The following is a 23,076-nucleotide window of genomic DNA, read 5'->3' on the forward strand; positions in this document are numbered from 1 at the left end:
TTATCCCCATGGGTGAGTTTGAGCTGATCCGTCATTACTTCGCCGCCGCGTCTTGTGCGCAGGGCGGCGAGGGCGTTGCGCTCGGGATCGGCGACGACTGCGCCTTGCTGGCCGTTCCACCTGGGGAGCAGTTGGCGGTGTCCACCGATACCCTGGTGGCCGGCGTGCATTTTCCAGACCCTTGCGACCCGTTCCTGCTCGGCCAGCGCTCGCTGGCCGTGGCGGTCAGTGACCTGGCCGCTATGGGCGCTAGCCCTTTTGCATTTACCCTGGCCCTGACCTTGCCGACGGTGACCGCCGATTGGTTGCAAGCCTATGCCCGCGGTTTGAACCAGATGGCCCAGGGGTGTGGTGTTGCGCTGGTGGGTGGTGACACGACGCGTGGGCCGCTGAGCATGACCCTCACGGTGTTCGGTCGCGTGCCGTCCGGCCAGGCCCTGACTCGCGGCGGCGCGCAGCCCGGTGATTGGCTGTGTGTCGGTGGCGAGCTGGGCAATGGCGCTGGCGCATTGCCGCTCGTGCTGGGGCAGCGCGCTGCCGAACCTGATATCGCCGAGCCGTTGCTGGCGCATTATTGGTCGCCGCGCCCGCAGATCGACCTCGGTCTGGCGCTGCGGGGCAAGGCTGGCGCGGCGATGGATATCTCTGATGGCCTGCTGGCCGATTGCGGGCATATCGCCCTGGCGTCAGGTGTGGCGTTACACGTTGAACGTGACCGCCTGCCATTGTCCAAGGCTTTGGTCGCGTTCCTGGGCCGATCGAATGCTGCACACGCCGCATTGAGCGGTGGCGACGATTACGTGTTGCTATTCACTTTGCCACCTGTCCGACTGCTGGCGCTGCAGGCCGAGGGCTGGCCGATCCATGTGATCGGTCGCGTGGTGGCCGGGCAAGGTGTCACGCTGCTCGACAGCGATGGACACGACATCACCCCGCAAATCCGGGGCTATCAACATTTTCGGGAGACACCGTGACAGATCATCCCAACCAGGTCCCGGCGGAATTCGTTCCGCCCTCGGTCTGGCGCAATCCCTGGCATTTCCTGGCGTTCGGCTTCGGTTCGGGCACTTTACCCAAGGCGCCGGGGACATGGGGTTCGCTGGTTGCGCTACCCTTTGTGCCGTTGTGGCAGATGTTGCCGGACTGGGGGTACTGGCTGATGCTCGGCATCACCATGCTGTTCGGCTTCTGGCTGTGCGGCAAGGTGGCGGATGACCTGCGGGTACACGATCATGAGGGTATCGTCTGGGACGAAATGGTCGGCATGTGGATCACCCTGTGGCTGGTGCCTGAAGGATGGTATTGGCTGCTGGCGGGTTTTCTGATGTTCCGCTTCTTCGACATTCTCAAGCCTTGGCCGATTCGCTGGATCGACCGAAAGGTGCATGGAGGCGTCGGCATCATGCTTGACGATGTATTGGCTGGCGTTTTTGCCTGGCTGGCGATGCAAGGATTGGTGTGGTGTTTTACCTGAGGGATTCAGGCATGAATGTTAGCCGCGCGCTGCTTCTGTTGTTGTGTCTAGGGCTCTGTTTCGGTGCGCGGGCGGCCGAGGCGACGACGCTGCCCGGCAAGGTGCGGGCGGCCAGCGAAGAGTGGGAGGATTACTCCCAGGCCGATGGCAAGGGCATGGCGTGGGACATCTTGCGTGAAGTGTTCGAACCCGCCGGCGTGCGGCTGGAAACCCGCAGCGTGCCCTATACCCGTTCAATCGGGCTGGTGCAGCGCGGTGAGGTCGACGTGCAGGTCGGTGCTTATCTCGATGAGTCGGAGGGGGTGCTTTATCCCAAATGGCACTACGATATCGATCACATCTACGCCTTGGGGCTAGCCTCCAAACCGTCCCCGACACTGGAGACGGTCGGCAGCTATCGGTTGGTGTGGATGCGTGGCTACGCATACGACAGCTATCTGCCGGGTATCCGCAAATTCAACGAAATTCACCGCGCGGTGGGTATCCTGCCAATGCTGGTCCATGACCGCGCCGATTTTTATATCGATGCGTTGATGGAAATCGAGAACTTGCTTGCCAAGGCCGAGAATCCCCAGCAGTTCAAGCGTTCACCGTTGATCAACCTGCCGCTTTACCTGGGCTTCGCCGACACCGAAAACGGTCGGGTGCTCCGGAGCCTGTTTGACCGGCGCATGGCAGAACTGGTGAAGAACGGTCGACTGAAGCCGATTTTTGAACGCTGGAAACAGCCCTATCCCTTCGACGACCACGGCAGGCCACCGAAGCCGTGATCAATCTTTTCGATGGTTATGGCCGATAATTCAGCCTGAGCGTCGGTCGGGGCGTGCTGTTACAATGCCCGCCTCTGCGAATCTCCAGTAATAGATCAGGAGCACACCGGTGCCTGTCGTTTTTGTTGCCGCTTCCAAGCTGCCAACGCCCTTTGCGCAATTCACCATGCATGGTTTTCTCGATGAAGCCACCGGCCGCGAGCACGTCGTGCTGAGCCTGGGTGATTTCGCCGACGGTGCCCCGGTACTGGGCCGCCTGCACTCTGAATGCCTGACTGGCGATGCCTTGTTCAGCCAGCGCTGTGATTGCGGCTCGCAACTTGAGGCTGCGTTGCAGGCCATTGCCCGCGAGGGCCGTGGCGTGCTGCTTTACTTGCGTCAGGAAGGCCGCGGCATTGGCCTGCTGAACAAGATTCGTGCCTATGAACTGCAAGATGGCGGCGCCGATACCGTGGAAGCCAACGAGCGCCTGGGGTTTGCCGCCGACCTGCGTGACTACAGCATCTGCCTGCCGATGCTCGAACATCTGGGCGTCAAGTCGTTGCGCCTGATGACCAACAACCCGCGCAAGGTCAAGGCGATGACCGATATGGGGATCGTGGTGGCCGAGCGCGTGCCGTTGCACACTGGGCATAACCCCCACAACAAACTTTACCTGGCGACCAAGGCCAGCAAGCTCGACCACATGATGGGCAACGAGCACCAGGGCGAGGTCGACCGGGCGTGACGCGCGGTCAGGTCAGGCGGCGACTGTCCGTCAGTTGGTGGCAATACCTGGCGCTGGCCTTGCTGCCGCTGTTCGTGATCAACGCGGTATTCGGCCAGGGCGAAGCGATTCTGCCGGTGCTGGCAATGCCGCTGTTTATCGCTGGCATGGCATCGATGTTTGTCAGCCTACGCTTCTTTGACGCTTACAGAAACGCTTTGATCGCCACCCAAAAAGCCCTCGACACCCTCGAAGAACCTCAAGCCTGGATCGCCTTGGCAGCCCGGCGGCGTGTGGCCTTTCTCGCTGCCGGCCTGCCGGCCTGGATCGGCGCCCTGGCGGTGTTCGTGGGCCTGGAAGCGGTGCCGTTGATGCTGCTGGCGTTGTCCACGACGGTATTGTTCTACCTGTATCGCATCCCGCGTCAGCTCGGTTGATGATCCGCTGGCTGGCGGTCCTGCTGTTGGCCGTCAGCGCCTCGACGGTGGCGTCCCAGCGTGTGGTCAGCCTGGCTCCGTCCCTGTCTGAAATCGTGGTTGAACTGGATTCCGCCGACCTGCTGGTGGGCGTGCTGGATGGCGGCGAGCGCCCTTTGGCATTGAAGGGCCTGCCTTCTGTTGGGCGTTATGGGCAATTGGACATGGAGCGCTTGCTCAGTCTCAGGCCCGATCTGCTCCTGCTCTGGCCCGGCAGCGTCGGCGACGCCCAGCAACAGCAGCTCAAGGGATTGAAGATTCCCGTCTACGTGGCCGAGCCCCACAGTCTCGACCAACTCATCAGCCAAATGGAAGACATCGCCACGCAACTCGGCCGTCCGGAACGGGGCGTGAAGCGAGCCGCGCAGTTGCGCGGGCGTCTTGAGGCGTTGCGTCAGCGCTACCGGCGCGACACGCCGTTGCCAGTGTTCTATCAGGTCTGGGACCGACCGCTGTACACCGTTGGCGGCAAGCAGATCATCAGCGATGCACTGGCGGTTTGCGGGGCGCGTAGTGTGTTTGCCGACCTGGCCCTGCCGGCACCGCAAGTGAGTGTGGAGTCAGTGTTGCAGCGCAATCCGCAGATCATCCTCGCCACGGACCAGGCCCAACTCGACGCCTGGAAAGCCTGGCCGCAGTTGGCGGCGGTGGCGCAGGGACGGTTGTTGTTAGTCAGTGACAAGGGGTTGGAACGGCCTAGCGGGCAGATGATCGAAGCGACCGCGCGGTTGTGTGAGTTGATCGCGCCGGACCGCTAGACCGCGGCGCCTCCAATCGCGAGCAGGCTCGCTCCCACTTTGGACCGCGTCCCAGCAGGCAACATTGATCACCTGTGGGAGCGGGCTTGCCCGCGAAGAGGCCAGTACAGGCAGCACACGTTCTGGATCAGAGCGCCGGCGTCCAAGTCACCCCAAACAACCAGCTCCGACCTTCCTCCCGGTACCCATACTGCCCACCTTCATGGCTATACAGCGCCCGGCTGTAGCCCTTGTCCAGCAGGTTATCCACCTTCAGCTCCAGCTTCACCTCGCGGTTCAACGCCCAACTGCCGCGCAACCCGAGCAGCGCATAACCGCCCAGGGCGTTGCGGTTGTTCTCATCGTCGTAGCTGCTGCTCACGGCTTGCCAGGTGGCGCCCAGGCCCAACCGGTCGAATTGACGGTCCAGATCCAGGCTCAAGGTCCGGCGCGCACGGCGGGCGAGGGTGTGGCCGCTGTCGCGGTCCCGTGGGTCGATGATGGCCAGGCCCAAATTGCCCTGCCAGCCGAATACCTCCTGGCTCAGCGCCGCCTCGAAACCATTGATTCGCGCCGAGGCAACGTTTTGTGGGCGGGAGTTGCTGCCAAAAATGATCGCGTCTTCCAGGTCCGTGCGGTACAGCGAAGTCTCCAGGCGGGCGCTGTCGCTCAGTTGGCTGCGCCATTGCAGTTCGTAGCTTTTCGCGGTTTCGGGTTTCAGGTCCGGGTTGCTGAATTGCGGGTAGTAGAGGTCGTTGAAGGTGGGTGCGCGAAAGCTTTCACTGTAGGTCAGCAGCACATCATTGTTTGGATTCACCGGCAGGGTGAGCGTGCCGCTCCAGCTATTCTGGGCACCGAACTGCTGGTTCTGGTCGCGGCGCACGCCCAGTTCGGTGGAGAACCTTTCGCCGCGCCAGCGATGCTGGATGAACGCGGCACGGTTCCAGCGGCTGTCTTCGTCATACGGCGTGCTGCTGTTGATCCGGTCTTCATACCAGTCACCGCCAACGATCAGGTTGTTGCGATCGTCCAGCGTTACATCGTTCTGCCAGGTCAGCGAGTCGCGGTAGGTGTTGAACACTTCCCGGACATCGCTGAGCTGGTCGAAGGTTCTTTCGCGGTTTTCGCTGTGGCCCAGTTCCAGGCGTGATTTCCACCCATCGGTGATGCGCCCATCGACATAAGTGCTGAAACTGCTCACCGCGAAATCACTGTAGGGCTGCTGGGGCAGCGACTCGAAGGTGTTCGGGTCGAAGCGGCCGAACGGATTGTCGTATTCGCTTTTACCGCGGTTATCCAGCAGGTTCAGGCCCACTTCCAGGTCAGCGTTGAGCTCATGACTCACACTCAGGCTCAAGGACTGGTTACGGTTGGCGTCAGCGTCCCGGTCGCTGGCGTAGGATTCATGGGTGCGATTGGTCCCATCGGTTTCGTCCAGGCTGGCGCCGAGGCTGAAACGTGTCTGGTCATTGCCGCCGGACAGGCCCAGGCTGCGCTCCCAGGTCTGGTGGCTACCGAAACCCAGATGCAGGCGCGGTTGCAGGCCTCGTTCGTTCGCGCGGCGGGTGAAAATCTGGATCACCCCGCCCACCGCGTCGGCGCCGTAGATCACCGAGCGCGAACCGCGCAGCACTTCCACCCGTTCGATCTGGCTGATGTTCAGGCGCTGCAAGTTGCTGTCGCCGGAGGTGGAGTTGCCGATGCGCTGGCCGTCCACCAGCACCAGGCTCTGGGCCGATTTAGTGCCGCGAATATAGATCCCCGGCAGGCTGCCCCGCCCGCCCAGCGGCGCCACCTGCACCCCCGGCACGCGGCTGAGCAGGTCCGTGACGCTGGCCGGTTGCAGGCGATCGATGTCGTCACGGGTGAATACCGTGTTGGCGGCGCTACTGTCGTTGCGCGCTTCGACCTGGCGGTTGGCGCTGATGACCACGTCGGGGAGCTTGAGGGCTTGGTCGCGTTCGAAGGTGTCGGCCAGCAGGTCGGTGCTGGGTAGCAGGGAGAGGGCTAGTGTGAGGCGCAGCTTCATGGTGATTCCGAGAATATTGGCTCTACACAAAACCAGTGTGGGAGCGGGCTTGCTCGCGAAAGCGGTGTGTCAGTCGACTTGGATATTGACTGATACACCGCTTTCGCGAGCAAGCCCGCTCCCACACGGGTTCTGCGTTGTTTGAAAAATCAGAGGCCCAGCAGTCGTAACCGCTGGCGCACCGCCCCTTCGATCCCTGCCTCATCCAGCCCGCATTCGGCCAGCATCTGCGCCGGTTTGGCGTGTTCGACGTAGATGTCCGGCAGGCCCAGGTGCAGCACCGACTTGAGGATGTTTTCCCGAGCCAGGAACTCGCTGACCGCCGCGCCGGCACCGCCCATGATGGCGTTTTCCTCGACGGTCACCAGCAGTTCGTGACTGTCGGCCATTTCGCGCACCAGGGTTTCGTCCAGCGGTTTGACGAAACGCATGTCCACCACGGTGGCGTCCAGGGTTTCGGCGACCTTCAGGGCCTCGGCCAGTTGCACGCCAAACACCAGCAGAGCGGTCTGCTTGCCCTGGCGACGGATCACACCCTTGCCGATTTCGATGGGTTCGAGATCCGTCGACAGGGTCGCGTTAGGGCCGCTGCCGCGAGGGTAGCGCACCGCCGCCGGGCCATTGAACAGGTGCCCGGTGGTGAGCATTTTGCGTAACTCGTTTTCATCGCTCGGCGTCATCAGCAGCATGCCGGGGATGCAGCGCAGGAACGAAAGATCGAAGCTGCCGGCGTGGGTCGGGCCGTCTTCGCCCACCAAACCTGCACGGTCGATGGCAAACAGCACATCGAGGTTCTGCACCGCGACGTCATGAACGAGCTGGTCGTAGCCGCGCTGCAGGAAGGTCGAATAAATCGCCACCACCGGTTTTGCGCCTTCACACGCCATGCCGGCGGCGAGAGTGACGGCGTGCTGCTCGGCAATCGCCACGTCGAAGTAGCGCTGCGGGTAGCGTTCGCTGAAGGCCACCAGGTCCGAGCCTTCCTTCATCGCCGGAGTAATGCCCACCAGGCGGGGGTCAGCGGCGGCCATGTCGCACAGCCATTGGCCAAACACAGCGGAATATTTCGGCCCGCTGGCCTTCTTCGGGGCGGTGGCCGGGGCGTCCACCGGCTCCAGCTTGGTGATGGCGTGGTAACCGATCGGGTCGACTTCCGCCGGGGCGAAGCCTTTGCCTTTCTTGGTCACCACGTGCAGGAACTGCGGGCCTTTGAGGTCGCGCATGTTGCGCAGGGTAGCAATCAGGGTGGGCAGGTCATGGCCGTCGATGGGGCCGATGTAGTTCCAGCCCAGCTCCTCGAACAGCGTGCCGGGCACCAGCATGCCCTTGGCGTATTCCTCGGTGCGGCGGGCGATTTCCCAGGCGCCGGGCAGGCGCGAGAGCACTTTTTTGCTGCCTTCGCGCATGCTGGCGTAGGTGCGGCTGGAAAGAATCTTCGCCAGGTAGTTGGACAGCCCGCCGACGTTGCGCGAAATCGACATGTCGTTGTCGTTGAGGATCACCAGCATGTTGGCGTTGACTTCCGGCGCGTGGTTCAGCGCCTCGAAAGCCATGCCTGCCGTCAGTGCGCCATCGCCGATCACGGCAATCGCCTTGCGCTCGCTATTTTGCAGACGGGCGGCAATCGCCATGCCCAGGGCGGCGCTGATGGAGGTGCTGGAATGACCGACACCAAAGGTGTCGTACTCGCTCTCGGAGCGCCGCGGGAACGCTGCCACGCCATCCTTCTGGCGCAACGTACCCATGCGTTCGCGGCGGCCAGTGAGGATTTTATGCGGATAGGCCTGATGACCGACGTCCCACACCAGCCGGTCGTCCGGGGTGTCGAACACGTAATGCAGCGCGATCGTCAGCTCGATGACGCCAAGGCCGGCACCAAAGTGCCCACCGGTCTGGCCGACCGTGTAGAGCAGCTCCAGGCGCAACTCATCGGCCAGGGTTTCCAGCTCGGCTTCACCCAGGCGACGCAGGCCGTCCGGCGTGTTGGCGCGGTCCAGCAGCGGCGTGGTCGGGCGTTTGCGGGGAATCTCTTGAAACGTCGTGGGCATCAGGCGAATCGTTATAGGTATAGAAAGAGGCGGCAGTTTACCTTATGCATCGCAAGCTGCCCACGCGTAGGCCGGAACTTGGCCGATACGCAGTCTGACCCGGTATCAGCTACGGCGTTCGACGATATATCGGGCCAGCTCGCGCAACGGCTCGGCCGCCGCGTCAAAGGGTCGCAGCGCGCTCAGGGCCTGGTCGCGCAACTCCAGGGCATAGGCCTTGGCTGCGTCGAGGCCGAGCAGGGCCGGGTAGGTCGGTTTGTCGCGAGCGATATCGGCGCCCTGGCGTTTGCCCAGGGTCTGGGTATCGCTTTCGACGTCAAGAATGTCGTCCTGCACCTGGAACGCCAGGCCAATGGCCCGGGCATAGGTCTGCAAGGCTTGCAGTTGGTCAGGCGTGGCTCGACCGCTGGCCAGGGCGCCGAGTTTGACGCTGGCCTCGATCAAGGCGCCGGTCTTGTGCCGATGCATATATTCCAGCGCGCTCTGATCCAGCTTGAGGCCCACTGAACCGAGGTCGATGGCCTGGCCGCCGACCATCCCGGCCGGACCGGCCGCCAGCGCCAGGGCGCTGACCATGTCCAGGCGAATCGGTGCTGAACAGTTGCTCAGGGTCGGGTCCAGCAGGGCGCTGAAGGCCAGGCTCTGCAAGCCGTCACCGGCCAGGATCGCGCAGGCTTCGTCGAATTTTTTGTGGGTGGTGGGCTGGCCGCGACGCAAATCGTCGTCGTCCATGGCCGGCAAATCATCATGGACCAGCGAGTACGCGTGGATCAGCTCCACTGCACAGGCCGCGCCGTTGGCTTGTTCCGGCGCGCCGCCCAAGGCCTCGCAGGCCGCATAGGCCAGCAGCGGCCGCACGCGCTTGCCGCCGTTCATCACGCTGTAGCGCATGGCTTCGTACAGACGCGCCAGCTCAGGGCTTGGGGCGGTGAACAGGCTATCCAGTGCCGCGTTGACCCGGGCCTGGCTGCCGGCCTGATAAGCGCCGATCATTCAGGCTGGTCCGCGTCGAACGGCTCTTCGGTCAGCTCACCATCGCGCTCGAGCAACAATTGCACCTTTTGCTCGGCCTGGGCCAGCGCCGCCTGGCAGTCGCGAGTCAAGCCGATACCCTGCTCGAAGGCGGTCAGCGAGTCTTCCAGCGACAACTCGCCGTTCTCCAGCCGCTCGACCAGCGTTTGCAGGTCGGCCAGAGATTGTTCGAAGTCCAGTGCAGCTTTTTTGCGGGCCATGGCGGCGATTCCGGTTGACTGTTAAACGGGCGCGACACTAGCAGACATGGGGTATTGGGGCAAATCAGGGTGGGATAAATCAAAGCGGGACGGTGGGCTTTTGCCCACCTTCAGCCAACCGGATAACTGACCCGGTAACGGGTACTGCGTCCACCACCGGGCATTCGTTCAAGGCAGCCTTTCTCCAGCAGTTCCGACAGGTGGCGGGTAGCCGTAGCCTTGGAAACTTTCGCCACCGCTTGGTATTGGGCTGCACTGATGCCGCCTTCGAAGCCTTTCTCACCGCCGTCGACCATACGGTTGAGAACTTTGATTTGCTCAGGCGTAAGCGCGCTGTCGCGATGAACCTGCCAGAATCTCGCCTTGCAAAACACGCTGTCAATCCGCTTCATCGCCTGCTGGAGGCTGCGCTGCAGCGTCTGCAGAAACCAGCTCAGCCAGGGGGTGATGTCCAAGGTGTTTTTCTGACTGGTTTCCAGGATCCGATAGTAACCGGCACGGTCATCCAGAATGCTTGCAGACATGGCATAGAAACGAATGGCCTGGGCTTCCCCTTGAGCCAGCGCCAGGTCGGTGAGGGTGCGGGTCAGGCGACCATTGCCATCGTCGAATGGATGCAGGGTGACAAACCAGAAGTGAGCGACACCGGCACGCAACAAAGGATCGAGTCCGGCCTGATGACGGCTGGCTTCGAACCAGTCGACGAATGCTTGCAGCTGTTGTTCGAGTCCTTTGCGCGGAGGCGCTTCGAAGTGCACGGTAGGGCGGTCCAGTCTGCCCGAAACCACTTGCATCGGCTCGTCGCCGCGCAACGTGCCTACACGGATCTGTCGGTGGGCAAGCTCGTTTGGCTGATCAGGAAACAGCCACTCGTGCCATTCCAGCAGGCGTTGGAGCGTCAGCGGTTGATCGAGGTGCCGGGTCGCGTCCAGCAACAGATTCGCCAACCCTTCACTACGCTGGCTGACCGGGTTGTCACCCACCTGCCCCAGGCCCAGGCGTCGGGCCAGGGATGAGCGCACCGACCCCACATTCAGTTGCTCTCCTTCGATGGCCGATGACGTCACGATGTTTTGCAGCAGCGCGTCCAGCTCATTTTGAGCACTGAGCGAAGTCGTGACGACGCTGGTCATGCCCAGCAATTGGCCTTGGGCCTGCACGCATTCGCGCAGCAGTGGCGCCAATACCTCGGCTTGCCAGCGAAAGTCGGGCCAGTCGGGCTGTTGCCAGATCCAGTAGGGGGTCATAAGTCCTGTCCAAAGGTTGATGAGCCGAATAATAACTCTATTCGGCTCATTTGGTGAGCCGAATAAGCTCCCTATTCGGCTCACGCCCCCCCTCAGTACGTGATTTCCCACACAGAATCGCGCGTTGCCTGATTGTGAATAATCCGCCGAATCGCTAACCTTCGGCGCATCTACGGGCCTCTTGTGGCGGGGCCTTCAGACGTAACCCGAACAAAGATAGGCAGCGCCGAGGAAGGGCGCCGGGTTGCGTCATGCATGGCAGGAGGCATACATGCGTTTTCTTTCGTTGTTGATCGTGCTGACGGGCGCGCCGCTGGCGTGGGCCGAGCCTGCCGCCGAGCTGTCGGAGCCCGTGGGCGGCTGGCGTTACAGCGGCTTGCTCGATCGCACTGAAAACCCGCGCGTGGCCTACCCCACGCCGCCCATCGACCGAGGCGTGCAGCGCAATCGCACGATGATCGAGGGCCGGCTCAAGGCCATGGGCACGGCCCGTGCGCCCCACAGCCTGGCGGTCAACGGCAATCCACTGAATCTCTATACCGACGACGAAGGGCGTTTCGCCCGGCCGTATGCCTTTGGTGCTGGCTCCAACAGCGTCGAAGTACGCAGCTCCGCAGGCCAGTCCCTCAAACGCGTGCAGTTCTATGAAGCCAACAACCAGCGAACCCCGGCGCAGATCCGCGTGGTGCTGGGCTGGGACGATCCCAAGGCCGAACTGGACCTGCACATCGTCACTCCCGACGGCCAGCATGCGTTCTTCGGCCGGCCGGCGTTGAGCAACGGCGGCGGCCTCGACCCCGACGGCGTCGATGGCCCCGGTCCCGAGATGTTCACCATGACCGCGCCGATGCACGGCACCTACCTGGTCTACGTGAACTACTGGGGTAACTACGGCAACGGTGGCTACAACTTCGAAGAAACCAGCAACCAGAACGAGGTGATCACCTCGCAGATCAACCTGGTGCTCAACGAAAACACGGTCGATGAAAAACGCGAAACCTTTGTCGTGCCCCTGCGCGCCATCGGCGATCTGTTGCTGGTCAAGACTTTCAACTACTAACGCTCCACGGATGAACAGGCCCTTGTGAATATGAGCGACAACACTGCTTCCCCGACCGTGCCGACTCCTGCCGCCAAACCCGCGCGCCGCTGGCCGGCGCTGCTGATCGGGCTGTGCCTGGTGGCCGGTGTCGCTGCCGGACTGGGTTGGTTCATGACCAAGCCCAAGGCGCCGCCCATGGAACTGGCCCTGGAAAAACTCGGCCTGAGCCGCCCCGACGGTCTGCTCGAGGCCCATTCCCTGAGCCAACTGCCCAAGGACTTGCTGGCGGTGCCGTTCCTCAAGGCTACGCTCACCGAGGACTTCGTCTTCTATTACGAAACCCATGCCGACCGCCTCGGGTTGATCGGCAGCCTACGGCGGATCATCTACGAGCATGACCTCAAACTGCAGGACAGCCTGATCGAGCAGCTTTTCGACCAGCCGGCCGACGTAGCGCTATGGCGCGGCGCCGACGGGCGGCTCAAGGATTTTCTGCTGGTGATGGATCGCGGTGGCCTGGCCAAGGTGCTGGAGCCGCTGGCAAAAGTGGCGCTGGATGATTCGCAACTCAGCCAGCTTGGTGAGATGAAAGTCGCCGGCGACGTGGTGCCGGTCTATCAACTCACCTATAACGCCAGCAAAGCCCTGGTGTTCGCGTCTCATGGCGACAAGCTGGTGGTGTTGTCCAACCCGACCAGGCTCTACGACTTGGGAAGTGGCCCCACCGACGAACCGGGCATGGTCTCGACCCAGGCCCTCGAAGCGTTGCTGGCCGGTGAAAAACTCTTCCCCGAAGCCTTCGGTCTGCTGCCCAAGGCGCCTGAGGTCAAGCAACGCATCTCGGTCAATGCCAGCGTGCTCGCCATGGGCTATCAGCGTTTCATTCCGAACTTCGCCGGGTTGCGTTTCGACATGGACGACAAGGGCTGGCATAGCTTCCTGGCCATGGACGAGCTGGAAGACCAGCCAGACTTCGACTTCAAGCCCATCTGGCAAGCCATGCCCATGGGCGCCAGCGCTTGCGTCGCCTTGCCTCTGGCCGCCGAACAACAGAAACCGTTGCTGGTGAAACTCGGTGCCGACGACAGCGCGGCCCAGGCCATGATCGAGCACATGGCCGGCGCGGCGGGACTGTGCTGGTACGCCGATTCGCGGCTGTACACACCACTGCTGGTGGCGAACCTGAACGATGACGGCGGCAAGCTCGATGCCGACTTGGGCAAGCTGTTCGGTTCGATGGTGGGCGCCTACGAAAACAATGTCGCCGAACATGCGTTTCCGGTTGTTGAAACACAGGAAGGCCCGATGCACCGCTGGCAACGTCAGGTCAGCTCCAACTTCGGCCCCTATCCGGCCAAGGAGGCCGCGCAGCCCGAGGCGATTACCGGCAAGGCGTTCATGCAAGTCAGCCTGGCGCGGCACGGTTCGACCCTGCTGTTTTCCCTTGACGACAAACTGGTGGATAAGGCCCTCGGCACCCTCGACAAGCGTTTCCCGCCCATGGCCGACGTGGTGCCCAAGGACCTGCTGATGCCGGTCTACTTCGGCCCGGATGCCATGGCGCAACTGATGCAGCGCGAGACCCTCGACAGCTTGCCCCAGGACATGGAACCGGTGTTCTACAACGCCGCGCAAACCTACCTGATTCCGAAGCTGCGCACCCTGGGCGGCTACGGCAAATACGCCCTGACATTGCCTGAAGGCAGCGAGCCGGACGGTCACTGGCAGTGGTTGCCACTGGAATGGAAAGCGCTGTGATCGGGTTGATCCGTCGCCCCGGATGGGTGTTGATGCTGGCGCTGCTGCTGGGCGGGCCGGCGTTTGCCGCTCAGACACCCGCGCTGGATGTGCAGCAATCGAAGGTCTTTCGCGCCTGGTTCGTGCGTATCGCCCAGGAACAACTGACCAAAGGCCCAAGCCCGCGCTGGTATCAACAGGACTGCGCCGGGCTGGTGCGCTTTGCGGCCAATGAAGCGCTGAAAGTCCACGACCAGAAGTGGTTGCGCAGCAATGGCCTGTCCAATCGCTACCTGCCGCCAGAGCTTGAGTTGAGCGACGCCCAGCGACGTCTGGCGCAGCAATGGCAACAGGGCGGCGGCAAGGTCGGGCCCTACGTCAACGCCATCAAACTGATCCAGTTCAACAGCCATCTGGTGAGCCGGGACGTCACCCAGGCCCGTCCGGGCGACCTGATGTTCTTCGATCAGGGCGATGACCAGCACCTGATGATCTGGATGGGCCGCCACATCGCCTACCACACCGGCACCACCACCCCAACCGACAACGGCATGCGCTCGGCAAGCCTGCAGCAACTCATGAACTGGAAGGACACCCGATGGATACCCGACGCAGCCAACCCCAACTTCATCGGCGTCTATCGACTCAACTTTCTCTCCCAATGACCGGTGCCCGCATGCTGCGCTTGTGTTCAAAACTGCCCCTGCTGTTCGCCTTGTTGCTGGCGCCCATCGTCCATGCCGAAGACACGGTGGAGCCCAGCGGCTACACGCCGTTGGCCGGTGAAAGCTTCTTCCTGCTGGCCGACAGCAGTTTTGCCAGCGACGAGCAAGCCATGGTCCGCCTCGAAGCGCCGGGTCGCGACTATCGGAAATTCCGCATGGAGCCGTATGGCGGCGCCGATATCCGCGTCTATCGCATCGAAAAACCGCTGGATTTCCTCAAGCGTCAGAAGAACCTGCACCGGGTGGTCAGCGACGGCCAGTTCAAGGGCGAAGGGCTGTCGAACACCCTGGCGTACCTATGGGACAACTGGTACCGCAAATCCCGTCGGGTGATGCAGCGGGCGTTTTCCTACGAGTCGCGTCAGCAAGTCACCGAGCAAGTGCCGGAACTGAAAATGGGCAGCGCCATCGCCGCGCCGACGCCCTACGATGCGCAACCACAGTTCGCCTTGATTCCGGGTTTGCCGGTGGTCAGCCAGTTCCGTTATCCGCTGTGGCAGGCCAAGCCGATCCAGCCGCCAGCGGGGGTCAACCTGGCGGGTTCGTCGAGTGAATTCATCAGTGTCGCGCCGGGCAACGTCTACGTGCCGCTGGGCCAGTTGAAACCGGGGCTGTATCTGGTCGAAGCGCTGATCGGTAAATACCGGGCTACCACCATGGTCTTTGTCTCCAACACCGTGGCGGTGAGCAAGATCGCCGGGGACGAACTGCTGGTCTGGGCCGCGCGCAAACACGAAGGTCGTTCGGTGCCCAAGGTCAACGTACTGTGGACCGATGGCCTGGGCGTGATGAGCAGCGGCGCCACCGATGAAGACGGCTTGCTGCGCCTCAAGCACGTCAGCCCGGAGCGTTCGTTCGTCATCGGCGAGGACGAGGAGGGCGGGGTATTCGTCTCGGAAAACTTCTACTACGACAGCGAAATCTACGACACCAAGCTGTTCGCCTTCACCGACCGGCCGCTGTATCGGCCGGGGGACTGGGTGTCGCTGAAAATCGTCGGCCGTGAATTCAAGAATGCCCGGGACTCGGTGCAGCCGACGGCCGCTGACGTCAATCTCAGCGTGCTGGATGCCACCGGCACCGAGCTGCAAACCCTGGCGCTGAAACTGGACGCCAAGGCCGGTGCCCAAGGCCGTTTCCAGTTGCCGGAAAACGCCGTGGCCGGTGGTTATGAGTTGCGCTTCAGCTACAAGGACCAGCTCTACAGCAGTGCCTTTCGCGTGGCCGAATACATCAAGCCGCACTTCGAAATCGCGCTGAACCTCGCCAAGCAGGATTACCGCACCGGCGAGCCGGTCAAGGGCGCGCTCGTGCTGCTGTACCCGGACGGCAAACCGGTGGCCAACGCCAAGGTGAGCCTGAGCCTGCGGGCCCAGCAACTGTCGATGGTGGATAACGAGCTGCAATACCTGGGGCAATTCCCGGTGGAGCTGACCAGCAGTGAAGTGACCACTGATGCCAAGGGCAACGCTAACCTCGAACTGCCGGCCGCCGACAAACCGAGCCGCTATACGCTCACTGTGTTTGCCAGCGATGGCGCGGCGTATCGGGTCAAAGCCACCAAGGAAATCCTTATCGACCGTGGCGCGGCGAATTTTCGCCTGAGTGCGCCCCAGCGTTTCAGCGCCGCCGGCGAGAACGTCTCGTTCAGTTACACCCACGAGGGTGGCACCGCGCAAAGCAACGCCGTGACACCGGGCAGCTACGCCTGGGTGCGGCTGGAAGACCAGACCGCCGGCGAAGGCAAACTGGCGGCCAAGGACAAAGGCTTCAGCCTGACCTTCGAGCGCCCCGGCACCTACAACCTGACCCTCAAGGACGACCACGGTCGAGTCATTGGCGCCACCGGCCATTCAGTGACCGGCGAAGGCATCAAAGCCGTGCCGGGCACGGTCGAGATCGTCCTCGACAAAGCCCAGTACCAGGCCGGTGACGAAGCCCTGGCGTTGATCACTTTCCCGGAGCCGGTCAGCGATGCGCTGCTGTCGCTTGAGCGAGACAAGGTCGAGGCCACGGCGCTGCTGTCCAAGGGCGGCGACTGGCTGAAGATGGAAAAGCTCAGCGACACTCAATACCGAGCGCGCATCCCGGTGAAGGACGCTTTTGCGCCAAACCTGACCTTCTCGGTGCTGTACACCAAGGGCGGCCAATACAGCTTCCAGAACGCCGGTATCAAGGTGGTCGCGCCGCAAATCGACGTCGCCATCGTGACCGACAAGGCCACTTATCGGCCTGGCGACACGGTGACCGTTGACCTGAGCACCCAGTTCGTCGGCAAGGCGATCCCCGCGCACCTGACCGTCAGTGTCGTGGATGAAATGATCTACGCCTTGCAACCGGAAGTGGCGCCGACCATCGATCAGTTTTTCTACCATCCGCGTCGCAACAACGTGCGTACCAGCGCCAGCCTGTCGTTCATCAGCTACGACGTGGCCCTGCCGGGTAGCCCCGGTGCGCCGGGCAAGGCCAACCGCAGCGAGCGCGGTGTAAAAGTGCTGGAGCGGCCTCGTCGGGAAGACGTCGACACTGCCGCGTGGCAACCGGAACTGGTCACCGACGCTAACGGCAAGGCCCGTTTCACCTTCAAGATGCCGGACTCCCTGACTCGCTGGCGTATCACGGCCCGGGCCATCGCCGACGACGGCCAGGTGGGGCAGAAAAAGCAATTCATCGGTTCAGAGAAACCGCTGTACCTGAAGTGGAGCGGCCCGACCCGGTTCCGCAGCGGTGACAAACCGCAAATGGGCCTGTTCGCTTTCAGCCAGTCCGAACAGCCATTGAAGGCCGAGTTGCTGATCCGTTACGCCGGTACTGAACAGCGCGTGGTGGCGGACCTGAAGCACGGCATCAACTATCTGGCGCTACCGTCTCTGGAGCTGAGCAACGGGGACTTGAACGTGCAGTTGCAGGTGAACGGTGAAACCCAGGACACCCTGGCCGTTCAGCTCAATGCCATTGGCAACGGTTGGCAAGTCACCCAGAGCCAGCGCCTTGACGTGGCGAGCGGCGACACACCGCTGAGCCTGCCCCTTGATGCCAGCGATATCCGCCTGCGCCTGGACGACAGCCCGCAAGCGCTGTTCCGTTCGGCCCTGGATGACTTGTTGAGCTACCCCTACGGTGGCGTCGAACAAACCGCCAGTCGTCTACTGCCGTTGAGCATCGCCTACCCGACCCTGACGGCGAACCCGCAGGTTCGCGATCGCTTGCGGCTGATCATGCAAAACAGCCGCCTGCGCCTGGTACAAATGGCCGGGCCTGCGGCGAGCTTCACCTGGTGGGGCCAGGTGGGCGAACCGGATGCGTTCCTCACGGCCTATGCCTATTACGCTGACTGGCACGCCAGCCAGGCCCTGGACCTGAGCCTGCCGCCGGAGCACTGGCAACGGGTGCTGGAGGTCTACGCCAAACAGGCCGGCGATACGCCGTTGCTGCAGCGTGCGCTGATCCTGTCGTTCGCCAAACAGATGCAACTGCCGGTGAACACCTTGCTCAGCGGCTTGATGGACGATCTGGCGAAAGCAGGCGAGGGCAGCGGTTCGAGCGTGACGGACAGTGGCGAAGACAGCCTGGTCATGAGCGCACCGGACTCGGCCCTGGGCTTGGCCAGCGCGCGCGCGTTGACCGCTTCCCTCGCCCTGCAGGTGAAGGTGCCGCTGCCGGAGGCCTTCAGCAACCAACTCGACGCCGCACAACAGCAACTGGACGTCAGCTCCCAGCCGTTCGTCGAGGCCTTGAGCCTGTCGCTGCAAAGTTTCGATCAGGCGCGTGCCAAGGCCTTGCTCGAGCGTCTGCTGCCGCAGCAATCCACCCTTGAACGGGCCCTGGCCTTGACCTGGCTGCAACGTAGCATCGAACAGGCTGCGCCCGCCGTGGCACTGACCCCGGGCGAAGGCTGGAAGGCCCGGCAAGGCGCCACCGGTGAAACTTACTGGCAATGGCAGGGCGCGCAGCTACCGACCCTGCTGACCCTCAGCGGTGCCGAGGAGCGCCCGCTGCAGGCGGCATTGAGCTACCAGAGCCAGCAAGCGCCGGTGGCGCCGATGGCGGTGACCATCACCCGGCGCTTGTCCCGTCTGGTGCCGGGTGACGAGGCCTTCACCTTCAAGCTCGAAGCCGTGGGCAACAAGCCGCTGTCCAGCGACAGCCTTTATCTGGATGAAGTGATCATCAACAGCAAGGTGTCTACGCCGCTGCGCTACGGCATGCTCGAAGTGCCGCTGCCGCCGGGTGCCGATGTGGAGCGCACCACCTGGGGCATCCAGCTACTGGGCAAAGCCGGCAGCGAACCGACTGCCCTGGAGAAGGCCCGCTTCGAGCCGGGCCAGATGGGTTACGCGGTGCCGCTGGACGCCCTCAGTGGCGAGCTGCGCCTGCGGCATCTGGTGCGCTTCTCCCAGAAAGGCCAGTTCACCTTGCCGCCGGTGCGCTTCACTCAGGTCTATGCGCCACAGCATCAGGCTCGGGAACAGAAACCAGCGCTTGGTCAGGTCACGGTCAACTGACATGCGCAGACCTTGGGCCTGGTGGCTGTTGTGCTTGATACCTGCGCTGGCCACAGCGCAGGAGGAGCCGTTGCGCCTGGCCTTCGACGACCAGCTGCTGCGAGTGAGCCAGACACAGGTGCTGGATCGCCAGCCATTGCCCGAGTCCTTACAGGCGCCGTTGGGCAGCGTGTGGAAGCTGTTTGTCTACGCGTGGCTGGTGGATACCGATGCCCATGAGCCGGTTTATGAGTGTCGCGGTGAGTCCAAAGAGGAAGTCTATTGCTGTAGCGCCGGGCAGAGCATCGGTCGCGATCAGGCGTTGGTGAAATCCTGCGGCCTGTATTTCGAGCCGCAGCGGCTTGGGCTTTCGGATTCGAACTGGCGTGAGTACTGGCAGGCCCGCCAAGCGCCGTCGTGGCTGCTTGACCTGCCGAGCCTGCAACCGCAAAAACAGGTTCGCGTGGCTGAACTGCTCAAGGCACTGGCGATGCTACCGGCTCAGGATCAGGCTCGTCGGGTGCTGCTGGACGTGGTGCTCAACGCAGCGGATGGGCGTCTCGTCGGCCAATTGGGCAGTCGTCTGCGGGTCAAGACCTGGAGCTGGCTGGGGGAGCAGGACCCGTCATCGCGCCAGGGCGGTTTTGCCGGTTGGCTGGCCGACGGCACGCCGGTGTGGGCCGGTGGGCGTGGCACCAGCGAGCAGATATTGAAGGCCTACGGTGATGGATTGGCGGCGGCACTGCCGTCCCGTTGGCCGGCGGAAACGGGGCGATGCGTGGAGGTGGACCTGTTTGCCCGGTATCCCCTGCAACGTGTGATGGCCGGTGACCGGCCGGCCACCCCAGGTCCGTTGCGCGGCGATTACCGTGTCGAATTCGCCAACGGCAACCAACTGGATATCCACAGCGACGGCGAGCTGTTCCTGTTGCCCGGCAAGCTGGTGGCGCGACTGGATCGCGAAGAGTACGTCGCCCGGGTCCTGCAGCGTGAAGCCAAGGCTGAACCTGCCGAAGCGGCCAAGGCCCTGGCCGTGGCGATCCGCAGTTACCTGCTGCAAAACGCTCAGCGCAACGGTGATTGCCTGAGCATCGATGACAGCAGTCATCGCCAGCGCGTCGCCCCGCGTCCGGCGGCGGCGCAAACCCGCGCCATCGCTGCCTGGACCAGCGATCTGGTGCTGGCCGGCACCGACGTGACCTACCACTCTGACCAAGCCGGCCCGGACAAACTGTCCTGGGCGCAAGCCGTGGAGCAAGCCAACGCGGGCCAGCGCTACGACGCCATCCTGCTGCATGCCTACCCGCGTGCCAGCCTCAGCCGCTGGGACAATCCAGTGGCGTCCTGTGAAGCGCTGCCCGCCGCCCAGGACTGGCTGTTGAAACAGCGACGCGGCTGGCGCCCCCGGCTGGCAGGTGAGGTGGGGTACAACGAAATCAGTGCTTTCGCCGTCTGCCGTGTCGCCTTTGGCCGGCCCTATGTCGACCGCGAACGCCGGCGCATCTACGTGCGCGGTGTGCTGTCGCTGCAAGACCGCCTCGATCTGACCCACGAATACTTGCACCTGGCCTTTGAAGCTCATCCCAACGGCCAGGACGAAACCTACATCGAAGGGCTTGCCCGTCACCTTTTGCTGGAATAGACCATGACACTCCGTTATCCACAGGCCTGGCTGTTGCTCTGCGCTTTGGCCGTGTTGCCGCCAGCCATTGCCGGCGATGGCATCAAACTCGACACCCCGGTCGGCGGCTGGCGCAGCGGCGCGCCGGGCGGTGAAGGAGAAAACTTTCGCCAGACCGTCAACTACCCGGCCTCGTCGGTCAACACGCCCCAGGGCCAAGCCAATACCGCCCGCATCAGCGGCCAGATCAAAGGTGCGCCCAAGGACAGCAACGAGCCGGGCAAACTCATCATCAACGGCGTGACCCTGCCGCTGAAACTCGACCCTGAAGGCCGCTTCGACCGACCGTTTTCATTCCCCAACGGCAGCAACAGCGTCGAAGTGCGCAGCCCTGACGGCCAGCAACGCCACCGCACCCAATTCCTTAACACCAGCGGCGGCGCCACCCCGGCCAAGCTGCGGGTCTTGCTGAACTGGGACAGCGACGGCACCGACCTGGACCTGCACCTCGTCACCCCGGACGGCGCCCACATCTGGTACGGCGACCGCGTCGTGCCCAACGGTGCCGCGCTCGACGTCGACGTCACCACCGGCTACGGCCCGGAAATCATCGCCATGCCCGCGCCGATCAAAGGCCAGTACCTGGTGTACGTGAACTACTACGGCGGCGGTTATCGCAGTGACGAAGACGGCGCGCAACAAGCGGCACAAGCCCTGACCACGGCGCAGATCACCGTCATCACCGAAGAGGGCACGCCCAGCGAGAAGATGGAAACTTTCGTGGTGCCGATGCGCACGGCGGGGGAGTTGATGTTGGTCAAGAGCTTCAGTTACCCCTAGGCGCTATCAACAAGATGTCAACCTGGGGGCTGTGGGAGCGGGCTTGCTCGCGAAGACGACAGTACGTTCAACATCAATGCAAGCTGACCCGCCGCCTTCGCGAGCAAGCCCGCTCCCACATTGGATCTGTGGTGGACTGCGGGTTTGTGAACACCCCAAAAAACTGGGGTGAGCTTTGCGTCCACAGGGTTGATCGGCATTTGTGACAATTAAAAAATCTCACGCGTGAGCTATTGAGGGCAGTAGGCATTCCCTGTAGTGTTTCTCACGCGTGAGTTTTTTTCGCAGTGAGGTCAGCACCATGAACAGTCGCTCTCCAACAGATCCTGCGGGGTCTGCTACCGATTCAGCGAGCCGCAAGGGAGAGCGCTCGAAGCCGTCCGTGAAAAAACCATCCAGCTTTTACATGAAGCAGATGCGCGCGGGCTTGAGTGCCGCCGGGTATGTGAAACACGAGGCTTGGGTGCTTCCCGAAAACCGGAGCCTGCTCAAGCAGATGGAGAAACAGCTACGCCAACCGATTCTGGCTGGCTCATTCATGTCGGAGAATTACATGAGCGCAGGTAACAACTGGAACATTGATCGCCTCTTCAGTGCCCTTCAGGCCCTCGACGAAGTGGTGGCGAACGACATCACGCTTTCCCTTGTTCAAGGCTCCGAGTCCAGTATCAAGCTGGAAATGAACGATTTCGGCGGCTTGCCTATTTACATCGCCGTGGTGGGGGATCAGATCATCGTCGACACCGTTCTGGTGGATGTCGAGTCGATCAACGACGTCGCGGCCTTCAACGATGCCGTGCTGCGCAGCCGGGAAATGTTCCCGCTGTCCTCGATCGGTATCGAGTCCATGCCCAACGGGCAGATTGTCTACAACATGTTTGGCGCACTGAGTTCCGACTCCAGCCTGACCAACGTCGTGACCGAGGTTAAAACCCTCGTCGACAACGTTCAGCGCGCCAGCGAAGCCTTCGAACGTTTTTTCATCTAATTTTTCGGGAACAGGAACCATCCAATGACTCAGTCCATCTGGAGCAAATTGTTCACCGCGCTGCGTGGCGGTGCCAACGAAGTCGGCGAGTCGATCGTCGACCAACAGGCCCTGCGCATCCTTGACCAGGAAATCCGCGATGCCGACAGCGCGCTGGCCAACGCCAAGCGTGAACTGGTCACCATCATGGCCAAGCACAAGCTGGCGACTGATCGCGTCGGCGAGTACAACGCCAAGATCAAGGACCTGGAAGCCAAGGCCCTGGCCGCGATCCAGGCCAACCGCGAAGACCTGGCGCTGGAAGTGGCCGAAGCCATTTCGACCCTGACCAACGAACTGGACGCCGAGCAGAAGCACGCGACCGAATTCGGTGGTTATGCGGACAACATGCGCAAAGACATCACCAAGGCCGAAAGCCGGATCAAAAGCCTGCGTCAGCAAGTGGACATGGCCAAGGCCCGTGAGAGCGTGCAGAAAGCCCAGGTCAGTGCTTCGATTGCCAGCGGCGGCGCCAATGGCAAGCTGGAAACTGCCGTCGGTACGCTCAACCGCCTGCAGGCCAAGCAACAGCAACGTGCCGCTGAACTGCAAGCCCAGGACGAACTGGCCGAGGCTTCGACCGGCAACGACCTGGAGCGCAAACTGCGCGATGCCGGCATTACGCCGAACGAAGGCAGCGCTAATGCAATTCTGGAACGCCTGAAGAAAAAATCGGCTGAGTGATCGGCTGGGCTTTGCCTTGATGAAGACCGGTCAAGGCAGCCAGGCACAGACCTTGTGGCGAGGGGATTTATCCCCGTTGGGCTGCGAAGCAGCCCTGAAATATGACTCCCTCGGTGTGTCATTTGGGTGGAGTTCGCTGTTATTGGGGCTGCTGCGCAGCCGAGCGGGGATAAATCCCCTCGCCACAGGGTTTTGTG

Annotated in this window: 19 protein-coding genes; 14 read left to right on the plus strand and 5 right to left on the minus strand. The window is 62.6% G+C overall.

Annotated features, from left to right (window positions below):
* Positions 1-8 precede the first annotated feature (8 nt).
* The 6 genes from thiL (at position 9) to AAIS01_RS21215 (ending at position 4,184) form a co-directional block, all read left to right on the plus strand.
* Positions 9-974 (plus strand): thiamine-phosphate kinase, encoded by a 966-nt coding sequence (gene thiL, locus AAIS01_RS21190; RefSeq protein ID WP_343470542.1) that lies wholly within the window; start codon positions 9-11, stop codon positions 972-974.
* Positions 971-1,474, plus strand: a complete 504-nt coding sequence (locus AAIS01_RS21195) for a phosphatidylglycerophosphatase A family protein (RefSeq protein ID WP_343470543.1) — start codon at positions 971-973, stop codon at positions 1,472-1,474. The genes thiL and AAIS01_RS21195 overlap by 4 nt, the downstream gene beginning before the upstream one ends.
* A gap of 11 nt (positions 1,475-1,485) precedes the next feature.
* The gene (locus AAIS01_RS21200; protein ID WP_343470544.1) at positions 1,486-2,244 is read left to right on the plus strand and encodes a substrate-binding periplasmic protein; all 759 of its coding nucleotides are present in this window, start codon (positions 1,486-1,488) and stop codon (positions 2,242-2,244) included.
* A 109-nt stretch (positions 2,245-2,353) separates the two neighbouring features.
* Positions 2,354-2,971, plus strand: a complete 618-nt coding sequence (ribA, locus tag AAIS01_RS21205; RefSeq protein ID WP_214964230.1) for a GTP cyclohydrolase II — start codon at positions 2,354-2,356, stop codon at positions 2,969-2,971.
* Positions 2,968-3,387, plus strand: a complete 420-nt coding sequence (locus tag AAIS01_RS21210) for an MFS transporter (protein WP_343470545.1) — start codon at positions 2,968-2,970, stop codon at positions 3,385-3,387. Before ribA ends, AAIS01_RS21210 begins: the two co-directional genes overlap by 4 nt.
* A complete protein-coding gene (locus AAIS01_RS21215; protein ID WP_431191937.1) occupies positions 3,387-4,184 on the plus strand; it encodes a cobalamin-binding protein in 798 nt (265 codons plus the stop codon). The genes AAIS01_RS21210 and AAIS01_RS21215 overlap by 1 nt, the downstream gene beginning before the upstream one ends.
* A 127-nt stretch (positions 4,185-4,311) precedes the next feature.
* Here AAIS01_RS21215 and AAIS01_RS21220 read toward each other — a convergent pair whose 3' ends face one another.
* From AAIS01_RS21220 to AAIS01_RS21240, 5 genes are all read right to left on the minus strand, one after another.
* Complete coding sequence (locus AAIS01_RS21220) at positions 4,312-6,192, minus strand: TonB-dependent receptor domain-containing protein (RefSeq protein ID WP_343470547.1); 1,881 nt, start codon at positions 6,190-6,192, stop codon at positions 4,312-4,314.
* A gap of 149 nt (positions 6,193-6,341) precedes the next feature.
* Positions 6,342-8,240 (minus strand): 1-deoxy-D-xylulose-5-phosphate synthase, encoded by a 1,899-nt coding sequence (dxs, locus tag AAIS01_RS21225; RefSeq protein WP_343470548.1) that lies wholly within the window; start codon positions 8,238-8,240, stop codon positions 6,342-6,344.
* Positions 8,241-8,345: 105 nt separating this feature from the next.
* Complete coding sequence (ispA, locus tag AAIS01_RS21230; protein WP_343470549.1) at positions 8,346-9,233, minus strand: (2E,6E)-farnesyl diphosphate synthase; 888 nt, start codon at positions 9,231-9,233, stop codon at positions 8,346-8,348.
* Entirely contained in the window at positions 9,230-9,472 is a 243-nt protein-coding gene (locus AAIS01_RS21235) for an exodeoxyribonuclease VII small subunit (protein ID WP_047229733.1), read from the minus strand. The genes ispA and AAIS01_RS21235 overlap by 4 nt, the downstream gene beginning before the upstream one ends.
* Positions 9,473-9,582: 110 nt before the next feature.
* Complete coding sequence (locus tag AAIS01_RS21240; protein ID WP_343470550.1) at positions 9,583-10,719, minus strand: Fic family protein; 1,137 nt, start codon at positions 10,717-10,719, stop codon at positions 9,583-9,585.
* A 271-nt stretch (positions 10,720-10,990) separates the two neighbouring features.
* Between AAIS01_RS21240 and AAIS01_RS21245 the strand changes: the two genes are divergently transcribed.
* From AAIS01_RS21245 to AAIS01_RS21280, 8 genes are all read left to right on the plus strand, one after another.
* A complete protein-coding gene (locus tag AAIS01_RS21245; protein WP_092459505.1) occupies positions 10,991-11,779 on the plus strand; it encodes a YfaP family protein in 789 nt (262 codons plus the stop codon).
* Positions 11,780-11,809: 30 nt separating this feature from the next.
* Positions 11,810-13,519 (plus strand): DUF2138 domain-containing protein, encoded by a 1,710-nt coding sequence (locus AAIS01_RS21250; protein ID WP_343470551.1) that lies wholly within the window; start codon positions 11,810-11,812, stop codon positions 13,517-13,519.
* Complete coding sequence (locus tag AAIS01_RS21255) at positions 13,504-14,163, plus strand: DUF1175 domain-containing protein (RefSeq protein WP_431191938.1); 660 nt, start codon at positions 13,504-13,506, stop codon at positions 14,161-14,163. The genes AAIS01_RS21250 and AAIS01_RS21255 overlap by 16 nt, the downstream gene beginning before the upstream one ends.
* Positions 14,160-18,728 (plus strand): alpha-2-macroglobulin family protein, encoded by a 4,569-nt coding sequence (locus AAIS01_RS21260; RefSeq protein WP_343470596.1) that lies wholly within the window; start codon positions 14,160-14,162, stop codon positions 18,726-18,728. Before AAIS01_RS21255 ends, AAIS01_RS21260 begins: the two co-directional genes overlap by 4 nt.
* 1 nt (position 18,729) lies before the next feature.
* Positions 18,730-20,349: a DUF2300 domain-containing protein gene (locus AAIS01_RS21265; RefSeq protein WP_343470553.1), complete on the plus strand. Its 1,620-nt coding sequence runs from the start codon at positions 18,730-18,732 to the stop codon at positions 20,347-20,349.
* Positions 20,350-20,352: 3 nt separating this feature from the next.
* Positions 20,353-21,168: a YfaP family protein gene (locus AAIS01_RS21270; RefSeq protein WP_343470554.1), complete on the plus strand. Its 816-nt coding sequence runs from the start codon at positions 20,353-20,355 to the stop codon at positions 21,166-21,168.
* A 406-nt stretch (positions 21,169-21,574) separates the two neighbouring features.
* Entirely contained in the window at positions 21,575-22,156 is a 582-nt protein-coding gene (locus AAIS01_RS21275; RefSeq protein ID WP_188251969.1) for a YjfI family protein, read from the plus strand.
* Between the two features lie 24 nt (positions 22,157-22,180).
* Positions 22,181-22,879 (plus strand): PspA/IM30 family protein, encoded by a 699-nt coding sequence (locus AAIS01_RS21280; RefSeq protein ID WP_188251932.1) that lies wholly within the window; start codon positions 22,181-22,183, stop codon positions 22,877-22,879.
* Positions 22,880-23,076 lie beyond the last annotated feature (197 nt).

The sequence above is a fragment of the Pseudomonas halotolerans genome (assembly GCF_039581215.1).
Taxonomy (GTDB): domain Bacteria; phylum Pseudomonadota; class Gammaproteobacteria; order Pseudomonadales; family Pseudomonadaceae; genus Aquipseudomonas; species Aquipseudomonas tehranensis.

What these genes read in the sequence shown, in the direction of transcription:
- thiL (WP_343470542.1), top strand. Translation starts at nt 9, where the DNA reads ATGGGTGAGTTTGAGCTGATCCGTCATTACTTCGCCGCCGCGTCTTGT.
- AAIS01_RS21200 (WP_343470544.1), top strand. Translation starts at nt 1,486, where the DNA reads ATGAATGTTAGCCGCGCGCTGCTTCTGTTGTTGTGTCTAGGGCTCTGT.
- AAIS01_RS21215 (WP_431191937.1), top strand. Translation starts at nt 3,387, where the DNA reads ATGATCCGCTGGCTGGCGGTCCTGCTGTTGGCCGTCAGCGCCTCGACG.
- AAIS01_RS21220 (WP_343470547.1), bottom strand. Translation starts at nt 6,192, where the DNA reads ATGAAGCTGCGCCTCACACTAGCCCTCTCCCTGCTACCCAGCACCGAC.
- dxs (WP_343470548.1), bottom strand. Translation starts at nt 8,240, where the DNA reads ATGCCCACGACGTTTCAAGAGATTCCCCGCAAACGCCCGACCACGCCG.
- ispA (WP_343470549.1), bottom strand. Translation starts at nt 9,233, where the DNA reads ATGATCGGCGCTTATCAGGCCGGCAGCCAGGCCCGGGTCAACGCGGCA.
- AAIS01_RS21235 (WP_047229733.1), bottom strand. Translation starts at nt 9,472, where the DNA reads ATGGCCCGCAAAAAAGCTGCACTGGACTTCGAACAATCTCTGGCCGAC.
- AAIS01_RS21240 (WP_343470550.1), bottom strand. Translation starts at nt 10,719, where the DNA reads ATGACCCCCTACTGGATCTGGCAACAGCCCGACTGGCCCGACTTTCGC.
- AAIS01_RS21245 (WP_092459505.1), top strand. Translation starts at nt 10,991, where the DNA reads ATGCGTTTTCTTTCGTTGTTGATCGTGCTGACGGGCGCGCCGCTGGCG.
- AAIS01_RS21250 (WP_343470551.1), top strand. Translation starts at nt 11,810, where the DNA reads ATGAGCGACAACACTGCTTCCCCGACCGTGCCGACTCCTGCCGCCAAA.
- AAIS01_RS21255 (WP_431191938.1), top strand. Translation starts at nt 13,504, where the DNA reads ATGGAAAGCGCTGTGATCGGGTTGATCCGTCGCCCCGGATGGGTGTTG.
- AAIS01_RS21260 (WP_343470596.1), top strand. Translation starts at nt 14,160, where the DNA reads ATGACCGGTGCCCGCATGCTGCGCTTGTGTTCAAAACTGCCCCTGCTG.
- AAIS01_RS21265 (WP_343470553.1), top strand. Translation starts at nt 18,730, where the DNA reads ATGCGCAGACCTTGGGCCTGGTGGCTGTTGTGCTTGATACCTGCGCTG.
- AAIS01_RS21270 (WP_343470554.1), top strand. Translation starts at nt 20,353, where the DNA reads ATGACACTCCGTTATCCACAGGCCTGGCTGTTGCTCTGCGCTTTGGCC.
- AAIS01_RS21275 (WP_188251969.1), top strand. Translation starts at nt 21,575, where the DNA reads ATGAAGCAGATGCGCGCGGGCTTGAGTGCCGCCGGGTATGTGAAACAC.
- AAIS01_RS21280 (WP_188251932.1), top strand. Translation starts at nt 22,181, where the DNA reads ATGACTCAGTCCATCTGGAGCAAATTGTTCACCGCGCTGCGTGGCGGT.